Annotated in this window: 13 protein-coding genes; 9 read left to right on the plus strand and 4 right to left on the minus strand. The window is 72.5% G+C overall.

All coding sequences use genetic code 11. The annotated features are described in order from the left end of the window. Positions 1-3 precede the first annotated feature (3 nt). Positions 4-2,805: an MMPL family transporter gene (locus tag EDD34_RS00655; RefSeq protein WP_123812870.1), complete on the plus strand. Its 2,802-nt coding sequence runs from the start codon at positions 4-6 to the stop codon at positions 2,803-2,805. Further along, complete coding sequence (locus EDD34_RS21345) at positions 2,802-5,090, plus strand: YhgE/Pip domain-containing protein (protein WP_123812871.1); 2,289 nt, start codon at positions 2,802-2,804, stop codon at positions 5,088-5,090. The genes EDD34_RS00655 and EDD34_RS21345 overlap by 4 nt, the downstream gene beginning before the upstream one ends. A gap of 94 nt (positions 5,091-5,184) precedes the next feature. Here the strand turns inward: EDD34_RS21345 and purB are convergent, their stop codons facing one another. Next, complete coding sequence (purB, locus tag EDD34_RS00665) at positions 5,185-6,669, minus strand: adenylosuccinate lyase (protein WP_123816227.1); 1,485 nt, start codon at positions 6,667-6,669, stop codon at positions 5,185-5,187. Positions 6,670-6,860: 191 nt separating this feature from the next. Between purB and EDD34_RS00670 the strand changes: the two genes are divergently transcribed. Together EDD34_RS00670 and EDD34_RS00675 are read left to right on the plus strand one after the other, a co-directional pair. Continuing rightward, a complete protein-coding gene (locus EDD34_RS00670) occupies positions 6,861-7,070 on the plus strand; it encodes a hypothetical protein (RefSeq protein ID WP_123812872.1) in 210 nt (69 codons plus the stop codon). Beyond that, positions 7,067-8,776, plus strand: a complete 1,710-nt coding sequence (locus EDD34_RS00675; RefSeq protein WP_123812873.1) for a hypothetical protein — start codon at positions 7,067-7,069, stop codon at positions 8,774-8,776. The genes EDD34_RS00670 and EDD34_RS00675 overlap by 4 nt, the downstream gene beginning before the upstream one ends. Here the strand turns inward: EDD34_RS00675 and EDD34_RS00680 are convergent. Then, positions 8,736-9,134 carry a phage holin family protein gene (locus EDD34_RS00680; protein WP_123812874.1) on the minus strand — a complete coding sequence of 133 codons (399 nt, stop codon included), beginning with the start codon at positions 9,132-9,134 and terminating at the stop codon, positions 8,736-8,738. The genes EDD34_RS00675 and EDD34_RS00680 overlap by 41 nt on opposite strands. Positions 9,135-9,224: 90 nt before the next feature. Between EDD34_RS00680 and hisC the strand changes: the two genes are divergently transcribed. From hisC to EDD34_RS00700, 4 genes are all read left to right on the plus strand, one after another. Further along, positions 9,225-10,310: a histidinol-phosphate transaminase gene (gene hisC, locus EDD34_RS00685; RefSeq protein ID WP_123812875.1), complete on the plus strand. Its 1,086-nt coding sequence runs from the start codon at positions 9,225-9,227 to the stop codon at positions 10,308-10,310. Between the two features lie 282 nt (positions 10,311-10,592). Next, the gene (gene pdhA / locus EDD34_RS00690) at positions 10,593-11,789 is read left to right on the plus strand and encodes a pyruvate dehydrogenase (acetyl-transferring) E1 component subunit alpha (RefSeq protein WP_246012123.1); all 1,197 of its coding nucleotides are present in this window, start codon (positions 10,593-10,595) and stop codon (positions 11,787-11,789) included. Continuing rightward, positions 11,786-12,817, plus strand: coding sequence for an alpha-ketoacid dehydrogenase subunit beta (locus EDD34_RS00695; RefSeq protein ID WP_123812876.1), 1,032 nt, complete (start codon positions 11,786-11,788; stop codon positions 12,815-12,817). Before pdhA ends, EDD34_RS00695 begins: the two co-directional genes overlap by 4 nt. Before the next feature lie 13 nt (positions 12,818-12,830). Next, the gene (locus tag EDD34_RS00700) at positions 12,831-14,405 is read left to right on the plus strand and encodes a dihydrolipoamide acetyltransferase family protein (protein WP_123812877.1); all 1,575 of its coding nucleotides are present in this window, start codon (positions 12,831-12,833) and stop codon (positions 14,403-14,405) included. A 158-nt stretch (positions 14,406-14,563) separates the two neighbouring features. Here the strand turns inward: EDD34_RS00700 and EDD34_RS00705 are convergent, their stop codons facing one another. Together EDD34_RS00705 and EDD34_RS00710 are read right to left on the minus strand one after the other, a co-directional pair. Continuing rightward, complete coding sequence (locus EDD34_RS00705) at positions 14,564-14,845, minus strand: WhiB family transcriptional regulator (RefSeq protein WP_123812878.1); 282 nt, start codon at positions 14,843-14,845, stop codon at positions 14,564-14,566. A 103-nt stretch (positions 14,846-14,948) separates the two neighbouring features. After that, positions 14,949-16,985: a bifunctional copper resistance protein CopD/cytochrome c oxidase assembly protein gene (locus tag EDD34_RS00710; protein WP_170176920.1), complete on the minus strand. Its 2,037-nt coding sequence runs from the start codon at positions 16,983-16,985 to the stop codon at positions 14,949-14,951. Between the two features lie 225 nt (positions 16,986-17,210). Here EDD34_RS00710 and EDD34_RS00715 point away from each other — a divergent pair, with 225 nt between their 5' ends. Continuing rightward, positions 17,211-18,380 carry a TIGR03364 family FAD-dependent oxidoreductase gene (locus EDD34_RS00715; protein ID WP_246012124.1) on the plus strand — a complete coding sequence of 390 codons (1,170 nt, stop codon included), beginning with the start codon at positions 17,211-17,213 and terminating at the stop codon, positions 18,378-18,380. Positions 18,381-18,421: the final 41 nt, after the last annotated feature.

Genomic DNA, 18,421 nt, shown 5'->3' on the forward strand with positions numbered 1-18,421 from the left:
TTCGTGTCTTCTGTTCTGTACTCACTAGGTCGCTGGGCCGTGCGCGCACGCCGGCTCGTGCTGGTCGGCTGGATCCTGGTGCTCGCGCTCGCGGGCGGTGCGGCCGGTCTGCTGCAACAGGGCCTTGACAACGAGGTGTCGATCCCCGGCACCGAGTCCCAGCTCGCCCTGGACCGCCTGTCGGCCACCTTCCCGCAGGTGAGTGGCGCCTCGGCCCAGGTGATCGTCGTCGCGCCGGACGGGTCCGACATCTACGCGGACGACGTGCGGGACGCCGTCGAGGACGGCGTCGCCGCCCTCGGTGACGTCTCACAGGTCGCCGCCATCACCTCCCCGTACGACGACCAGATGCCGGCCTCCGTGTCCGACGACGACACGGCGGCCCTGCTGACGATTCAGCTCGACGGCAAAGAGAGCTCGATCACCGACGAGACGAAGGACGCCCTGTCGAAGGAGGCCGAGGCACTCGACACCGCCCTGCCGCAGGGCGCCGAGGCGCACCTCGGCGGCCAGCTCTTCGCCACCGAGTTCCCCGAGATCTCCCTGGTGGAGGGTGTCGGGCTGCTGGTGGCGCTCGTGGTCCTGGTGATGACGCTGGGGTCGCTGATCGCGGCCGGGCTGCCCCTGTTCAACGCCCTGCTGGGCGTCGGGGTGTCGATGGCGCTGCTGTTCGCCGCCACCTCGCTCGGTCCCATCAGCTCGACCACACCGATGCTGGCCGTGATGCTCGGGCTGGCCGTGGGGATCGACTACGCGCTGTTCATCGTGTCGCGGCACCGGGAGCAGCTCCGGGACGGTTTACCCGTCGAGGAGTCCGTGGCCCGTGCGACGGCGACGGCGGGGTCCGCGGTCGTCTTCGCGGGGCTGACCGTCATGATCGCGCTGGTCGGCCTGAGCGTGGCGGGCATCCCGTTCCTGTCGGTGATGGGGATCGCCGCGGCGGTGACCGTGGGTGTCACCGTGATCGTGTCCCTGACGCTGCTGCCGGCCGTGCTCGCGATGGCGGGTGAACGCCTGCGCCCCAGGAGCCGCGTGCCGGTGGCGTCGAACGAGGACACCGCCGCCGAGACGCCGCCGCGGAGCGCCGCCGACCGGTTCTTCGCCGGATGGGTACGGGGCGTGACCCGATTCCCGGCGCTGACCGTGGCGATCGTCGTCGTGACACTGGGCGCACTCGCCGTGCCGGCCATGAACCTGCGGCTCGCGCTGCCGGACGCCGGCGTCCTCACCGAGGACAACTCCGCGCGAGTCACCTACGACCTGGTCTCCGAGAAGTTCGGCGACGGCTTCAACGGGCCGCTCGTCGTCACCGGGTCGATCGTGACGAGCAACGACCCGGTGGCCCTCATGGAAGAGATCGGCGACGAACTCGGCGACCTGCCCGGCGTCGCGGACGTGCCCCTCGCCACCCCGAACGTGTCCGCCGACACCGGGATCGTGCAGGTCGTTCCCACGGGCGGCCCGACGTCGGCCGAGACCGAGGCGCTGGTGCACGAGATCCGGGGCCTGCACGATCACTTCCTGGACACCTACGGGGTGGATCTCGCCGTCACGGGATCGACGGCGGTCGGGATCGACGTGTCGGCCAAGCTGGGCGCCGCGCTGCTCCCGTTCGCGCTGCTCGTGGTGGGGCTGTCGCTCGTGCTGCTCACCATGGTGTTCCGGTCGATCGCGGTGCCGATCAAGGCGACCGTGGGATATCTGCTCTCCGTGGGCGCGGCCTTCGGCGTGATCACCCTCGTCTTCGAGAACGGCTTCCTCGCCGACCTGCTGGGCGTGACGCGCACGGGGCCGGTGATCAGCTTCATGCCCATCGTGCTCATGGGCGTGCTGTTCGGCCTCGCCATGGACTACGAGGTCTTCCTCGTCTCCCGCATCCGCGAGGACTACGTGCACGGCACGGGACGAGACCGGGCACGCAAGGCCATCACCACCGGTTTCCGGGGGGCGGCCGGTGTGGTCACCGCCGCCGCCGTGATCATGACGGCCGTGTTCGTCGCGTTCGTTCCGCACGGCGACATGAACCTCAAGCCGATCGCACTCGGACTGGCGGTGGGCGTCTTCGTGGATGCCTTCGTGGTCCGCATGGTCCTCGTCCCCGCCGTTCTGGCGCTGCTCGGGGAGAAGGCCTGGTGGATCCCGCGAAAGCTCGACGCCGCCCTGCCGTCGTTCGACGTGGAGGGAGAGGGCCTGGCGCGTGAGATCGCGTTGGCCGACTGGCCCGAACCCGGCGCCCGTGACGTCGTCGCCGCCGAGAACGTGGCCGTCCGGGGCGAGTCCGGAGTTCTGGCCGGGCCGGTGAGCGCCCGGGTGCCGGAAGGTGGCGCGCTCCTCGTGCGCGGCGACTCCGCCACCCAGGTCGGCGGCCTTCTCCTGGCGGTGGCAGGGCGAGTCGTCCGCACGGGCGGGATCGAACTGAGCGGCAAGCTCAAGACCACCGGCCTGGTGCTGCCCGAGCGCGCCGCGACCGTACGCGCCAGGGTCGCGGTGGTCGACGCCGGCGGTCCCGGCGTCACCGTCGCACCCGACAAGGCCGTGCGGCGGGCGACGAGAGACGGAGCACGCCTGATCGTCGTGGACGGCACCGAAACCGTCGGTGACCTGACCGAGCGGATGGAGCTGGCGCAGGCGCTCGCGGACGCGCACCGCGCCGGCGTCGCGCTGGTGGTGGGTGCCGTCGGAGCGGTTGCCACGGACCTGGCGCCGCCCGGCACCCCGGTACTCGACATCGGCGCCGCGACCGGGGCCCGGAGCGTGGCCGGCGAGCGAGGAAACGAGACTTCGATGCAGGAGGTTCGGCGATGAACGCGACGAGATGGCTGCGGCCGGAACCGGTACGGGACCGGCGGCAGGCGGTGGCCGTCGCCCTGCTCCCGCTCATGATCCTGGTGCTGCTCCTGGCGGCACTGTGGAACCCGCAGGACCGGCTCGACACCGTACCCGCGGCGATCGTCAACCTCGACGAGCCGGTCGAGGTCGACGGGCAGCCGGTCCCGCTCGGCCGCCAGCTCGCGGCCGGACTGGTGAGCGGGGGCGAGACACCCGAGGAAGGTGAGTCCGCAGCCGTGCCGGCGTCCGACGACAGCTATGACTGGCGGGTGACGGACGCCGAGGACGCGGCATCGGGACTGGAGGACGGCGAGTACGCCGCGGTCGTGACGATTCCCGAGGGCTTCTCGGCGGCGGCGACGTCGTACGGGAGCGACGACCCGTCCGAGGCACGCAAGGCGACGATCGACGTCGCGACCGCGCCCGACGGCCGTGTCCTGGACGACGCCCTGGCCCAGATCGTGGCCCGGACCGCGACGGAGATCCTCGGTGACACCCTCACCGAGACGTACGTGGACAACGTGCTCGTGGGCTTCTCCACCCTGTCCGACGAACTCGGTACTGCCGCGGACGGAGCAGACCAGCTCGCCGACGGGGCCACCGAGGCCGGCGACGGCGCGAAGCAGCTGGCCGACGGCGCCCGCCAGGCGTCCGACGGTGTCGCGGAACTCGGCGACGGCGCGGGCCAGCTGGCCGGCGGTGCCGACCAGCTGGCCGGTGGGGCCGGACAGTGGGCCGGTGGCGCAAGCGAATGGGCGGCCGGTGCCGGGCAGTGGGCGGCGGGCGCCGACGCGCTGTCCGCGGGGATGTACAAGCTGGCGGGCGGTGTCGGGCGGAGTGGGGCGGCAGCGAACCATCTGGCCGCCGGCGCAGGAGACCTTGCGGAATGGGCGCAGTACGTCGCTGACGGGAACAGGGAACTGGCCGACGAGGTCGCCGTCATGAATGCGCAGGTCAGCCAGTTCTCGGGAGAGGCGCAGGACACGCTCGCCGATCTGGAGGAACTCGGCGTGGACCTGGAGGAACTGACCTCCGGCCTCACGGCGCTGTGCACCGGTCCGATCGTGGAAGAAGGAGCAGAGCTGACCGCGAGCGCGGAGACCGGCCTGGCCGAGCTCTGCGCCAAGCTGGCGGACATGGACGGAGGCGTGCGGTCAGGGGTCGACCAGGTCTCGGGCCGGCTGGATGAACTCACCACGGACGTGGACGACTTCGCGGACGGAACGGCGAAGCTCGCCGCCGGATCGCAGGAGGTGGCCGACGGCGTCGGTGACCTGTCGGCCGGCGCCGGCGAGCTCTCCGGCGGGCTCACCGAGCTCCAGGGAGGGGCCAACGATGTCGCGGCGGGGACGTCAGGACTCGCCGACGGCGCGCGGGAACTTGCCGTCGGCGCCACCGGGCTGGCCGGCGGCGCCGGCGAGCTGTCCTCCGGAGCAGGCGGCCTGGCCACCGGCGTCTCCGGCCTGGCCGTCGGTGCCGGGGATCTCTCCGGGGGGATCGACACGGTGGCGACCCGAACGGGCGACCTCGCCGACGGCATCCACGACCTGGCCGGGGGAGTGGGCGACCTGTCCGACGGCCTCGGCCAGGCCACCGAGGAGCTTCCGGCCTACAGCGACCCGGAGCGCCAGACCCTGGCCTCCGTCGTGGCGGACCCGGTCGAGGTGACCGGTGCGTCCGAGCTCGGCACGGGCGCCACGGGGCCGATGTTCGCGGTCCTGGCCCTCTGGCTGGGGGCGCTCGGGGTGATGCTCGTGTTCCCGCCGGTGCCGTTCGGCGCTCGCGGATCGACGCGCGGTCCGCTGCGCCTGGCCCTAGGAGCGTTGGCACTTCCCGCCGGGATCGGCGCCGGGACCGGTGCGGTGACCGGAGCGATCCTCGCCGGGGTCGAGGGGCTCCACGTGGGCGGCTGGGCGGCCGCGATCGTGATCGGCGCGTTCGTGTCGGTGGCCTTCGTCGCGGTGAACCAGGCGCTGGCCGCGGGGCTCGGACACGTGGGGCGCGGGATCAGCCTCGTCGTCGCGGTCCTCGTGATCGCGGCGGGTGTGGTCTCGACGGCCCCGGCGGGACTCCGCGGCCTGGCCGCGTTCCTTCCGGTCGGTGCCGCTCAGGAGGCCTTGGCGGCGATCGCGGTGAGTTCCGGCGGCCTGGCGGCGGCCTGTGTGGCCCTGGCCGTGTGGGCTCTGGCAGGCGTCGCGGTCACGACCTTCGTCGTCTCCCGCTCTCGCACGATTCGTGCGGCGGGCCTCCAGCGGGCCTGAGGAGAACGGTCGGTGGTCGAGCCCGTCGAGACACGGGCTCGACCCCGACCGGTCAGGGGCTGTGGTCCGGGCGGGGATCGGCGCCGGCTCGCGATCAGCCCAGGTACTCGTCCACCAGGTGCTCCGCCAGCCCCGTGTAGGCGGCGGGGCTGAGTTCCGCCAGCCGTGCGGCGGCGTCGTCGGGCAGCCCCAGGCCGGCGACGAACTCACGCATCCGGTCCGCGTCCACCCGCTGCCCGCGGGTGAGGTCCTTGAGCCGCTCGTACGGGTTGTCCATGCCGGGCACCCCCGCCACCGCGGCCGCTCGCATCGCGGACTGGACGGGCTCGCCCAGGATCTCCCAGTTCTGGTCGAGGTCCTCGGCCATCAGGGGCGCGTTCACCGCAAGGGCCGTCAGCCCGCGGGACACGTTGTCGATCGCCAGGATGCTGTGTCCGAACGCCGGCCCGATGTTGCGCTGCGTGGTCGAGTCCGTGAGGTCACGCTGCAGGCGCGACGTGACCAGGGTTGCCGACAGCGTGTCCAGCAGCGAGCACGAGATCTCGAGGTTCGCCTCCGCGTTCTCGAACCGGATCGGGTTCACCTTGTGCGGCATGGTCGACGATCCCGTCGCGCCCGCGACGGGGATCTGCGTGAAGAACCCCAGTGAGATGTACGTCCACACGTCCGTCGCGAGGTTGTGCAGGATCCGGTTGAACCGCGCGACGTCGGCGTACACCTCGGCCTGCCAGTCGTGCGACTCGATCTGCGTCGTCAGCGGGTTCCAGGTCAGCCCCAGCCCTTCGACGAACGCCCGCGACACCGACGGCCAGTCCGCGCCCGGGACCGCGACCGTGTGCGCCCCGAACGTCCCCGTGGCGCCGTTGATCTTGCCGAGGAATTCCGCGCCCTCCACCCGTCGCAGCTGCCGCCGCAGCCGGTGCGCCAGGACAGCCAGCTCCTTGCCCATCGTGGTCGGCGTCGCCGGCTGGCCGTGGGTGCGGCTCAGCATCGGGACCGCCTTGTGCTCGCGTGCCATCCCGGCGAGCTGGTCCGCCAGCGCGGCCGCCGCCGGGAGCCAGACCTCGCGGACCGCACCCGCCACCATCAGCGCGTACGAGAGGTTGTTGATGTCCTCGCTCGTACACGCGAAGTGCACCAGCTCCGACGCCGCGGGCAGGCCCGTCCCGGGAATGTGCTCAGGAGCGGCCGCGATGCGGCGCTTGATGAAGTACTCGACCGCCTTCACGTCGTGCACCGTCTCGCGCTCGATCTCCTTGAGCTCGGCGATCTCGTCCGCGCCGAACGTGGCCGGGATCGCGCGCAGGTAGGAGATCTCCTCGTCGGTCAGCCGGGGGGCTCCCGGTACCACCGGACCCGGGACGCCGCCGGCGCCGTTGCACAGCGTGATCAGCCACTCCACCTCGACAACCAGACGCTCGCGGTTCAGCGCCGCCTCACTCAGGTGGTCCACGAGCGGGGCGACGGCGGAGCGGTACCGGCCGTCGAGCGGGCCCAGGGCGATCGGCGGCGTCACCTCGGCGAGGCTGACGCGGGCCGGGACGGACGTGTTCACGGTGGTCTCTGGCACGTGCACCAGTTTCCCACGGGAGGTTCCCGGACGGCCGCGATGTCCCGCCGCGACGCGGACCCGCCGGTGCGACGCCGACCACAGGGCCGGGCTTCGCGGAGTTGTCGACAGGAGGGTGATCCCCGCCCGACGCGACGGCGTCCGGGTGCCTAACGTCGTGGCAGCACGGAACGCCATGACTGACGACGGGAGGGGGACGGATGGACGGTGCCGAGCCGGTGGTGACGCTCGCGGCCGCGCGCGGGCTCGTGGAGTCCGCCGTGGACGAGGCGGTCGCTGCCCAGCGGATCGGGTGGGCCTCGTCGGCGGCGACGCGGTTCCGTGCGGAGGCCGCACTACGGACCCGGCTGCTGGTGGGGGAGCTGGATGCCTTGGACACGGCGATACGGCTCGTCGGAGGGCTGTCGTGAGTTCTTCGAGGATGCCGGTGGTCGCCGGTCCGGACATGCCACGCGACCCGGCTGACACCCTGGTCGTCACGGGCGGAACCGGTGTGGCGTCGATCGATGCGGCGCAGGTCCGCGTCGCGGCGGCCCGGATCGCGGGGGCGGTCGGCAGCCTGCGGCGGGCAGCCGGGCTCTCCGGAGCGGCGTGGGCCGAGGTGGCCGGTGGCGCCACCGCATCAGGGATGGCGGGGCTCAGGGCAGGCGTGGCGGCTGAGCGCCGCGTCGCGTGCCGAACCATCGAGGCGGTGACATCGGGGCTGCTCGAACACGCTGACGCCTTGGACGTCCTGGAGTGGCGGCTGCTGCGTGCCGCCGGACTCTACGAGGAGGCGGAGGGGATGATCGAGCGCCTCGTCGGCGGGCTGGTCACGGCGGAGGGGTTCGTCATCGGTACCGCCGTCGGCGTCGCGCCCGTCGTCCGGCTTCTCGGTGGCGCGTACCGGGCCACGGGAGGCGCGGCCACGGGAGGCGCGGCCACGGGAGGCGCGGCCACGGGAGGCGCGGCCACGGGAGGCGCGGGCACGGGAGGCGCGGGCACGGGGAGCGCGGAGCAGAGCGGCGAGCAGGCCGGCGGTGCGGGCAGGACGTCGCGGGGCGTCCCGGAAGGCGCGCACGGAGAACGGACCGACGAGCACGGCGAGGGCGCGGGCCGCGGCTGGACCGCAGGGGGGTTCGGCGGCGGTGTCGTCCGGGGTATCGCGCCGTGGACCGACGAGCTGGCGTACGGCTTCGGGTACGGCCTCGCCAGGTCCGCCGGGGCGCGTCCTGGGGTCCCGGGCGCTGCCGGGACACTCGCCGACGCCGTCCGGGACGCACCGGGAGGCGACCTGGGGCACGGCATCCGGCTCGAGCGCGTGAAGCCGGAGGGTTTCGCCGGCACCCCGCCGGCCTGGCGCGACCGAGGCGCCGGGACGCTCGACGAGGCTCTGTCGCGCGTCGACGACCTGTATCCGCGTCGTGGCGCCCCGGAGGCCACCATCGCGGTGCAGCGGGTCGCCGGCCCGGGTGACGTCACGTCGTGGATGGTGCTGGTGCCCGGTACCCAGTCGGTGCCGCCGGCCGATCACCCCTGGGACGGGCTCACGGACCTGGAGCTCGTGGCGGGGCGTCCGGACCAGGCGACCCAGGCCGTGGAGGCCGCGATGTCCGACGCCGGTATCCGCCCGGACGAGCCGGTGATCCTGGTGGGGCACAGCCTGGGCGGGATCGCCGTCACCGCGCTGGCGAGCCGGTCCACCTTCGCGGAGCGCTATCGGATCGGGGGTGTGGTCACGGCTGGTGCGCCGGTCGCGACGTTCACGACTCCACCCGGTGTGCCGGTGCTGCACCTCGAGACCGCCGAGGAGGTCGTCTCCAGTGTGGACGGCCGGTCGAGTGCCGAGAATCCGCGCGCACCGGACCGTGTCACGGTCGGCCGCAGCCTGGCCGAGTCCTCGGCCGAGGTGGACCGGGCCGCGGCGGGTGACCTGTCCGGTGCGCATTCGATCCGGACGCATGCCCGCACCCTGGCCCTCGCCCGCGAGTCCGGAGATGTGCGCGTCTCCGCGGTCGTCGGGCGGATCGAGCCGCTCCTGCCGGCAGAGCGGGCCGAGACCACGTTCTACCGGTCGGAGCGGGCCACCGCCGGTGTCAGTCCCGGCGCCTCGACGGGTCCGGAAGGATCGCCATGACGATCATCTGGGCCAGCGCGATCACGAGCGCCGCGATCACGTACCACCAGAACCCGCCGGTGACCTCCAGCCCGTAGCTGTCGAACAGACCCGTGACCAGCGTGGTGATCCACAGCATCAGGGCGTTGATCAGCAAGGAGATCAGGCCGAGGGTCAGCAGGTACAGGGGCAGCGCCAGCAGGTTGACGAGTGGCTTGATGATCGCGTGGACCAGGCCGTAGATCACGGCGATCACGACGAGCGAGAGCAGGTACGGGCCGGTTCCCTCGGGAGAGATGACCTCGACGTGGTCGTCGAACAGCACCGTCGTCAACCAGATCGCGAACGCGGTGACCAGGATGCGCAGCAGAAGCCTCATGGGTCGAACCTACTGGTGGTCCCTGGGCGTTCGCGGGAATTCGCCCCGGGTGGCGCCCTCGTGCGCCGTCCACGTGGCATCCTGATTCGCGTGAACACCACCCCCGAGAACACCACGGTTCCCCTGCGCGCCGCCGTCGCCGCGCTGCCCGCCTACGTCCCGGGCGCTCGTGTGGCGCCCGGGTCGGGCGCGTGGAAGTTGTCCTCCAACGAGAACCCGTACCCGCCGCTGGAGTCCGTGCGTGAGGTGATCGCCCGCGCCGCCGCCGAGGTCAACCGCTACCCGGACATGTTCGCCACGGAACTCGTCGGAGCGATCGCGGAGCACGTCGGCCTGGCGCCCGCGAACGTGGTGGTCGGGACCGGGTCGGTCTCCGTGCTCGGTCACGTGCTGCAGTCCGTCGTCGAACCGGGTGACGAGGTCGTGTACGCGTGGCGTTCCTTCGAGGCCTACCCGATCTACGCGGCGATCGCCGGTGCCACGTCGGTCACGGTGCCGGTCACGGCCGACGGCCGCCACGACCTGGCCGCCATGGCCGCCGCCGTCACGCCCCGCACCAAGGCGGTGCTGGTGTGCACTCCCAACAACCCGACCGGCCCGGCCGTCCACTCCGGTGAACTGGCCACCTTCTTGGCCGCGGTGCCGCGCGAGGTGCTCGTCGTGATCGACGAGGCCTACCTGGAGTTCGTGCGTGACGCCGACGTGCCCGACGCCGTGGCGCTGCTTCGCGAGTACCCGAACATCGTCGTGCTCCGCACGTTCTCGAAGGCGTACGGGCTGGCCGGCCTGCGCATCGGCTACGCGCTGGCGCCCACCGCGCTCGCGACCGGGATCCGCTCGGCCTCGACGCCGTTCGGCGTGTCCGGAATCGCCCAGCAGGCGGCGCTCGCCTCCCTCGCCCCGGCCGCGCAGGCGGAGCTCATGGAACGGGTCGACGCGCTCGTCGCGGAGCGGACGAGGGTCGCGGGCGCTCTGCGCGATCAGGGCTGGCGCCTGCCCGAGACCCAGGCGAACTTCGTCTGGCTCGGCCTGGGCGACGTCACGACGGACCGCGCCAAGGAGGCCATGGAAGCGGGCATCCTCGTGCGCCCGTTCGCCGGCGACGGCATGCGCGTCTCGATCGGCGAGCCGGAGGCCAACGACGCGTTCCTGAAGCTCGCCGCCACCTGGCGCTGACCGGCACCGGAAACGACACCGACCTCGGGCGACAGCCCGGAGATCTTTCGGCGCGAGGCGACTTCACTTTCCTTTGTGCGCGGAGGGTGACAGGCTGAACGGGAAAGATGCCATCTCCCGGCGACACCGCCGTCGCCAGCAGGGCAGAGTCGTTTGGGGGAACCCTCCAAACGGGCGGCTCAAGCCTTGGCTGACGCAGCGGCTGCCGGACACGGTGGGCCCTAACCTACGCTTGCGTAGGCTACGTGAACGTAGGTTACGGCCCGCAGCGAAGGAGAGATCGTGAACAGCGACATTGGCGAGGACAAGGTCCCGCTCTTGCAGCTCCTCACACCCGAGGGCGCACGAGTCACCGGCCGCGGCAACTCCGCGTACCGGAAGCGGATCGCAGGCCTCAAGCCCGAGCAGCTGCGTGGGATGTACCGCGACATGGTGCTGACCCGCCGGTTCGACGACGAAGCGACATCCCTGCAACGACAGGGAGAGCTGGGCCTCTACGCCCCGTCTCGCGGCCAGGAGGCCGCCCAGGTGGGGAACGCGTACGCACTCGCCCCGCAGGACTTCGTCTTCCCGTCCTACAGGGAGCACGGAGTCCTGCAGGTCAGGGGTGTGGACCCGGTGGGCCGGCTCGAGTTCTACCGGGGCACCGACCACGGAGGCTGGAACCCGCTCGAGCACAACGCGCAGGTGTACACCGTGGTCATCGGCTCGCAGGCACTGCACGCCGTGGGCTACGCCATGGGCGTCCAGCGAGACGGCCTGGTCGGAACCGGCGACCCGGCCAAGGACACCGCCGTCGTCACCTACTTCGGCGACGGCGCCACCTCCCAGGGAGACGTCAGCGAGGGCCTGGTCTTCGCCGCCGTGAACCAGGCGCCCGTCGTGTTCTACTGCCAGAACAACCAGTGGGCCATCTCCGAACCCACCACCAAGCAGACCCGCACCCCGCTCTACAAGCGCGGCGAAGGCTTCGGCATCCCGAGCCTCCGCGTCGACGGCAACGACGTGCTCGCCTGCTACGCCGCCACCCAGGAGGCGCTCGAACGCGCCCGCTCCGGCGGAGGACCCACCTTCATCGAGGCGTTCACCTACCGCATGGGCGCGCACACCACGTCGGACGACCCCACCCGCTACCGCACCACCGAGCAGGAAGAGGTCTGGCGCAAACGCGACCCGATCGACCGCCTCCGCATCCTGCTGGAGAACGAGAACGCGATCGACGACCGGTTCGAGGCCGAGCTCCGAGCCGAGGCCGACGCGCTCGGCGAGCGGCTGCGCGACCACGTCCGCAAACTGGAACCCGCCACCAAGACCCAGATGTTCGAGACCGTGTACGCCACCGAGCACTCGATCGTCTCCGAGGACCGCGCGTGGTTCGAGGCGTACGAGGCCGGCGAACCGGCCGACGCCGCCTACGCGACGGCGCAGACCGCCGTCGTCCCGCAGACCGCCGCCGTGCAGCAGGGAGGGACCCGATGACCGCCACGATGGAGCGCCCCATGACCGACCCTGCCACGACGCAGGCCACCGAGACCCTCACCCTCGCCAAGGCGATCAACGAGGGCCTGCGAGCCGCCATGCGCGACGACGACAAGGTCCTCCTCATGGGCGAGGACATCGGCCCCCTCGGCGGCGTCTTCCGCGTCACCGACGGACTGCAGGCCGAGTTCGGCGAACAGCGCGTCGTGGACACCCCGCTCGCGGAATCCGGCATCCTCGGCACCGCCGTCGGCATGGCCATGCGCGGCTACCGGCCCGTCTGCGAGATCCAGTTCGACGGGTTCGTCTTCCCCGCCTTCGACCAGATCACCACCCAGCTCGCCAAGGTGCACAACCGCACCCGCGGCAAGGTCCAGATGCCCGTCGTCGTACGGATCCCCTACGGCGGTGGCATCGGCGCCGTCGAACACCACAGCGAGAGCCCGGAGGTGCTGTTCACGCACACCGCGGGCCTTCGCGTCGCCACACCGGCCACCCCGCAGGACGCCTACACGATGATCCAGGAGGCCATCGCCTGCCCGGACCCCGTCGTGTTCCTCGAGCCCAAGGGCCGCTACTGGTCCAAGGGCGAGGTCGACCGCGGCGCCCCCGTGGGATCCGACACCCTCAACAAGGCGCGCATCGCGCGACCCGGCACCGACATCACCCTCGTCGCCTACGGCCCCACCGTGGCCACGGCGATGAAGTCCGCCGAGGCGCTCGCGGCCGAGGGCCGGTCCGCCGAGGTCGTCGACCTGCGGGCCCTGTCGCCGGTCGACACCGGAACTCTCGTCGAGAGCGTGCGCAAGACGGGTCGCTGCATCGTGATCCACGAGGCTCCCGTCTTCTACGGGGTGGGTGCGGAGATCGCGGCCCGCGTCACGGAGGAGTGCTTCTACGCACTGGAGGCGCCGGTGCTGCGCGTGGGCGGCTTCCACATGCAGTACCCGATCGCCAAGCTGGAGCACGACTACCTGCCGAGCGTCGATCGCATTCTCGACGCCGTCGACCGCGCCTTCGCGCACTGAACCCGGAGGGACCGTGGCAAACCAGAGCTTCCCCCTGCCCGATGTCGGGGAGGGGCTGACCGAGGCCGAGATCGTCGAGTGGCGGGTCAAACCCGGCGATCCGGTCCAGGTGAACCAGACCATCGTGGAGATCGAGACGGCGAAGTCGCTGGTCGAGCTCCCCTCCCCGTGGAGCGGCACGGTCGCCGGCCTCCTCGTGGAGCCCGGCAGCACCGTGGAGGTCGGCACCCCGATCATCGAGATCGCCGTCGGCGGCACCGTGTCCGACGGCGGTCCGGGGCCGGGTTCCCCGGCCGCCGGGACGCCCGCGGACGGCGCGTCCGCGACGGGCGCACCCGCCGAGATGGCCCCCGGCGCGGCCGAGTCGGAGGCGTCCGGGTCGGTGCTCGTCGGGTACGGCACCCAGGAGGCGAAGGCGAGCGGCCGGCGCCGGCGGTACCAGGGCGGGAGTGCGAGCGCGTCCGCCGCGGGGGCGCCACCCGCGCAAGCGGCGCCGCCCGCGCCGCCCGCGCCGACAGCGCGGGCCGCTCGGACGACGGCACCTGCTCCGCCGGCGCCGTCCGCCCCGGCGCGCCCGGCACCCGCCCCGGTGGCACCCACCGCGCCGGCGGCCGCGCCCGTCGCCCCCGCACCGGCCCCGGCGACCGGCGTGGTCAGCGTGCCGACCCAGGACCCGAGAACGCGCGTCCTGGCGAAGCCGCCGGTGCGGAAGCTGGCCAAGGATCTGGGCATCGACCTGGCGGGCGTGCATGCCTCCGGGCCGGGCGGGATCGTCACCCGCGAGGACGTGCTCGCCCACCAGGCGGCGGCCCAGCCGAAGTCCCTCGCGACGTACGCGGGCGACACGGAGCCGTGGCTCGAGTCCGGCGCGGTGAGCGTGGACGGCCGGGAGACGCGCGTCCCCGTGAAGTCGGTGCGCAAGAGGACCGCCGAGGCCATGGTGGCCAGCGCGTTCACCGCCCCGCACGTGACCGTGTTCCACACGGTGGACGTGACCCGGACGATGGAGCTCGTCGAGACCCTCAAGAAGGATCGCGACTTCTCCGACGTCAAGGTGACACCCCTGCTGATCGCCGCGAAGGCGGTGCTCCTGGCCATCCGGCGGCATCCGCAGATCAACGCGAGCTGGGACGACGCTGCCCGCGAGATCGTCTACAAGCACTACGCCAACCTCGGGATCGCCGCGGCGACCCCCCGGGGTCTCGTGGTGCCGAACATCAAGGACGCGCACCGGCTCGACCTGCTGGGGCTCGCCAACGCGATCGCCGACCTGACGGGTACCGCCCGCGAGGGCCGGACACCGCCGTCGGACATGACGGGTGGGACGTTCACGATCACGAACGTGGGCGTGTTCGGCATCGACACGGGGACGCCGATCCTCAACCCGGGTGAGGCGGGGATCCTCGCGTTCGGTGCGATCCGCCGGCAGCCGTGGGTGCACGACGGCGAACTCGCGGTGCGCTGGGTGACACAGCTCGCGCTGAGCATCGACCACCGCCTGGTGGACGGGGAGCTGGGCGCGCGGTTCCTGGCGGACGTCGCCGCCGTCCTGCAGGACCCGTCCCGCGGCCTGGTCTGGGGCAGGTAGCACCGTTTCCGGCGCACGACGGCCGGGGCGGTGGGCGATCGTCGTCCACCGCCCCGGCCGTCGTCCGCGAGTCCGGACAACCGCGCTCGCCGGCTGCTGCGCCGGCGAGCGCCGTCCGCCGAGGTGGTGTCACGCGGCCTCGGTGACGGCGGGGCAGGTCAGGCTGCGAACTCCGTCAGACGCGGGCGTCCGCGGCGGTTCTTGCGGCGGCGGATGATGCCGTCGACGACGATCTGTCCGCCCCACACGCCCCATGGCTCCCGGCGGGAGATGGCTCCCTCGAGGCACTTCTGGGCGAGTGGGCACGTCAGGCACTGCCGCTTGGCGGACTCGAGCTCGGTGGGGTGCTCGGAGAACCACAGGTCGGGCTCATCCGCGCAGGGCACGTCGGTGCTGGCGAACTCCAGAACATCAGCGGCGCTGGGCGTGGTCGCGATCATGTTCACACTAGGTAGAACGCGCTCGGCTCAGAAAAGGATGGGGCCCGGTCGCGAAATTCTGAAAGGAGTCGCCCTCGGTCGTGCTCGCTCTGACGGGACGAGGTCAGCTCGACCGCTTGGACCGCCCCGCCCGCCGCGCCAGCATCGCGTTGTAGGCCTCGAGCTCGGCGTCGCCGTCGCGCTCCGCGGCTCGGTCACTGCGGCGCGCCTCCCTCGCGTCGGAGCGCGACCACTGCACGGCCACGCCGACGGCCAGGAGCAGCGTGGGAAGCTCGCCGATGCCCCAGGCGATCGCCCCGCCGAGCTGCTGGTCCTCGATCGCGGACGGCCCCCATTCGCGCCCCATCAGCCCGAACCACTCGGGCACGAGCAGTGACGTGCCGCTGGTCAGTGCCACGCCAAAGAACGCATGGAACGCCATCGTGGCGAACAGCAGGACCAGCCGCATCGGGTAGGCGGGCCGGTTCGGCCCCGGGTCGATCCCGATCAGGGCGTTCGCGAAGAGGTATCCCACGAGGGTGAAGTGGACGAACATCCACACGTGGCCCAGGTAGGTGGTCAGGGCCCATTCGAACAGCGGGGTGAAGTAGAACACGATCATCCCGCCCGCGAACAGCACCGCTGCCACGATCGGGTGGGCGAGGAACGTCCCGTACCGCGAGTGCACCAGGAACAGCACCCACTCGCGTGGTCCGCGCGACCCGTCCTTGCGCGCGGGCACGGCTCGCAGCAGCAGGGTGACCGGCGCGGACAGCACCAGGAACAGCGGCACCACCATCGCCAGCACCATGTGCTGCACCATGTGCGCGCTGAACAGCACGTGGCCGTAGGCGGCGGCGCCGCCGTTGGTCACCCAGAAGAGGGTGACCATGCCGCAGCACCAGGAGACGGTGCGCAGCAGGGGCCAGTGGTCGCCGCGCCGGCGCAGGCGCCGGTACCAGGCCAGGTAGACCACGACGCCCGCCGCGCAGCCGTAGGCGAGCAGGGCGTCCCACTGGAACTCAGTGATCCAGCGGGTGAACGTCGGCTCCGGTGGCAGCGGGTGGCCCGTGACGAGCTCGGCCGGCGTGGGGTCGGCGACGGGTTCGTCGGGGACGGGCGGCGCCGTCGAGCCGAGGGCCACGGCGACGCCGGACACGGCGCCCATCGCGAGGATCTCGACGGCGGCCAGCCGCCAGAAGAGGCCGGCGGCGCGCCGCGATCCGGCGTCGAGCCGCTGCACGCCCTCCAGGTGCCGCACCACGTTGCGGCGGTGCAGCCAGCCGGCTCCGCCCAGGGCGGCCAGCAGCAGCACCTTGGTGATCAGGAGTGCGCCGTAGTCGGTGTCGAGCGCGCTCAGCGAGCCGAGTCGGATCCATGAGCTGACCAGGCCGCTCACCGCGACGGCGACGAAGCACCAGCCCGCGATCGCGGAGTACCGCCGCACGGTCGCCGCCCGCGTGGTGGCTCCGTTCCCCAGCAGGGCGATCCCGGCGAGGCCGCCCAGCCAGATCCCCGCACCGACCAGATGCGCGAACATCGCGGAGACGGCGAGGTCGTGACCGGACGCCCCGGAGGCGTGGCCCGTCGAGGCCTGCAGCCCCAGGGCTCCCAGCACCAGGGCGATCGCCACGGCGGCACCGGTCGGGCCTCGCACGAGGAGCGCCGTCGTCGACGTCAGGGCCGCGAGCAGGGCAGCCCCGAGCAGGGCCCGGCCCACCTCGCCGTCCGTCAGGTAGGACCACAGCGCGGTACCGAACGCCGGGTCGTCCAGCGGGAGGAACGTGGCCCAGGCGGTGCCGAGCACGAGCGCGGTCAGGGCGGCGAGCGTCCACACGCCGGCGGACAGGCCGGCGATGGTGAGCGCGCGCCGGCCGTCCCGCCCCGCCGGCAGCACGAACGCGGTGAGGACCAGGGAGCCCAGCGTGACGGACAGGGCCAGGTTCGACACCGTGCGCGCCACGGGAGTGCCCCAGCGCGGTAGGACTCCCGGGTCGGCGAACTGCTGGAACGCCGCGAACGCACCCGAGAACGACCCGGCGGCGACCAGCGCGCCGAGTGCCGCGACCACCCCGGCCGCCACCGCGGCGAGCAGCCACCGCGGGCGGGTGAGAAGCGATGCGGTCTGGCTGGTTGTCCGTGCGTCCTGCCGGTTGGTCACCGGCCAAGGCTACGACGCCGACGAAGGGCCCGGTGCCGCGCGGCGGTGCCGCGCGGTCGTGCGGGGTGGAGGCCCGGGGAACGGGGGTGTCCGGTGACGTGCCGGTGAACACCGGGTGGTCGCCAGGTGGCTTCCCCGGAACGCACGATGAATAGTGCGCGAAAGTGTTTGCGCAGGACAGCGTGGGTCTTGAGCTCGACGATCCGCGTCCGGCAACCTCGCGTCGTGAGCCGACGTCCGAGCTTGACCGGTGGATCCCCGCTGCCGTCCCGTGTGGACCTCGTGATCGTGGGCGCCGGGATCGTCGGCCTCGCGCACGCGGTCGAGGCCGTGTCCCGTGGCTGGTCGGTCCTCGTCGTGGAGCGCGACGCCCGCGCCGTCGGCGCCTCGGTCCGTCATTTCGGCCACATCGGAGTCACGACGCAGGACGGGATCGCGCTCTCGTACGCCCTGGCATCGCGGGAACGCTGGCTGCGGCTCGGCAAGGAGGCCGGCTTCGCGGTTCGGGAGACCGGCTCCCTCGTCGTGGCCCGGGCCGACGACGAGCTCGCCGTCCTCGACGACTTCGCCGCCCGCCGCGACGGGGACGCCCGGATCCTCACCCGCCGGGGAGTGACCGACCGTGTACCCGTCGCGGCGCGGGGCGTGACCGGCGGTGCCTTCCTGCCGCTGGACCTGCGCGTCGATCAGCGCGCCGCGGCCGCGGCCGTCGCCGCCTGGCTGAACACCCGGCGGGGGTGCCGCGTCGAGTGGTCGACGGCGGTGGTGGGGCTGGAGCCGGGCAGCGGCGTCACGCTGGTGCGGACATCGCGCGGTGACGTGGTCGCGCGCCGTGTGGTCGGTGCCGTCGGGCACGAGGTCGCTCGCCTGTTCCCGGAGGCCGCCCACGACGCCGGAGTCCAGCACTGCCGTCAGCAGATGCTCCGGGTGGAGCCGGCTCGTTCGGCACGGCGCGCGATCGGGGAGATCGGCCCGGCCGTGCTCACCGGGACCTCCCTGCTCCGGCACGAGGGTTTCGCCTGGAGCCCGTCCCTGGGGCGGGTGCGAGAGCGTCTCGCCGAGACGCGTCCGGAGCTGCTCGACGCCGGTGTCAGCCTCATGCTCACCCAGTTGCCGGACGGCACCGTCACGCTCGGTGAGACGCACTCCTACGGGATCACGCACGACCCGTTCCGGTCCGAGGCGCTCGACGACCTTCTGCTCAGGGAAGGGGCGTCCCTGCTCGGCGTCCCGCTCCGGGCGGTGGAGCGCTGGGAGGCCACCTATGCCTCCGTCCCGCGCCCCTTCCTCGTCGCCGAGCCGATGCCCGGGGTCACCGTCGTGTCCCTGACCTCGGGGAGCGGGATGGCGTGCGCGTTCGGACTGGCCGCCAAGGTCGTGGAGGAGGTCGCCTGAGCGAGAGCTCGCCGTTCCACCGCGTCCGGGGGCCGGTCGGC

Origin of the sequence: Myceligenerans xiligouense (assembly GCF_003814695.1) — a bacterium.
Classification (GTDB): Bacteria; Actinomycetota; Actinomycetes; order Actinomycetales; family Cellulomonadaceae; genus Myceligenerans; species Myceligenerans xiligouense.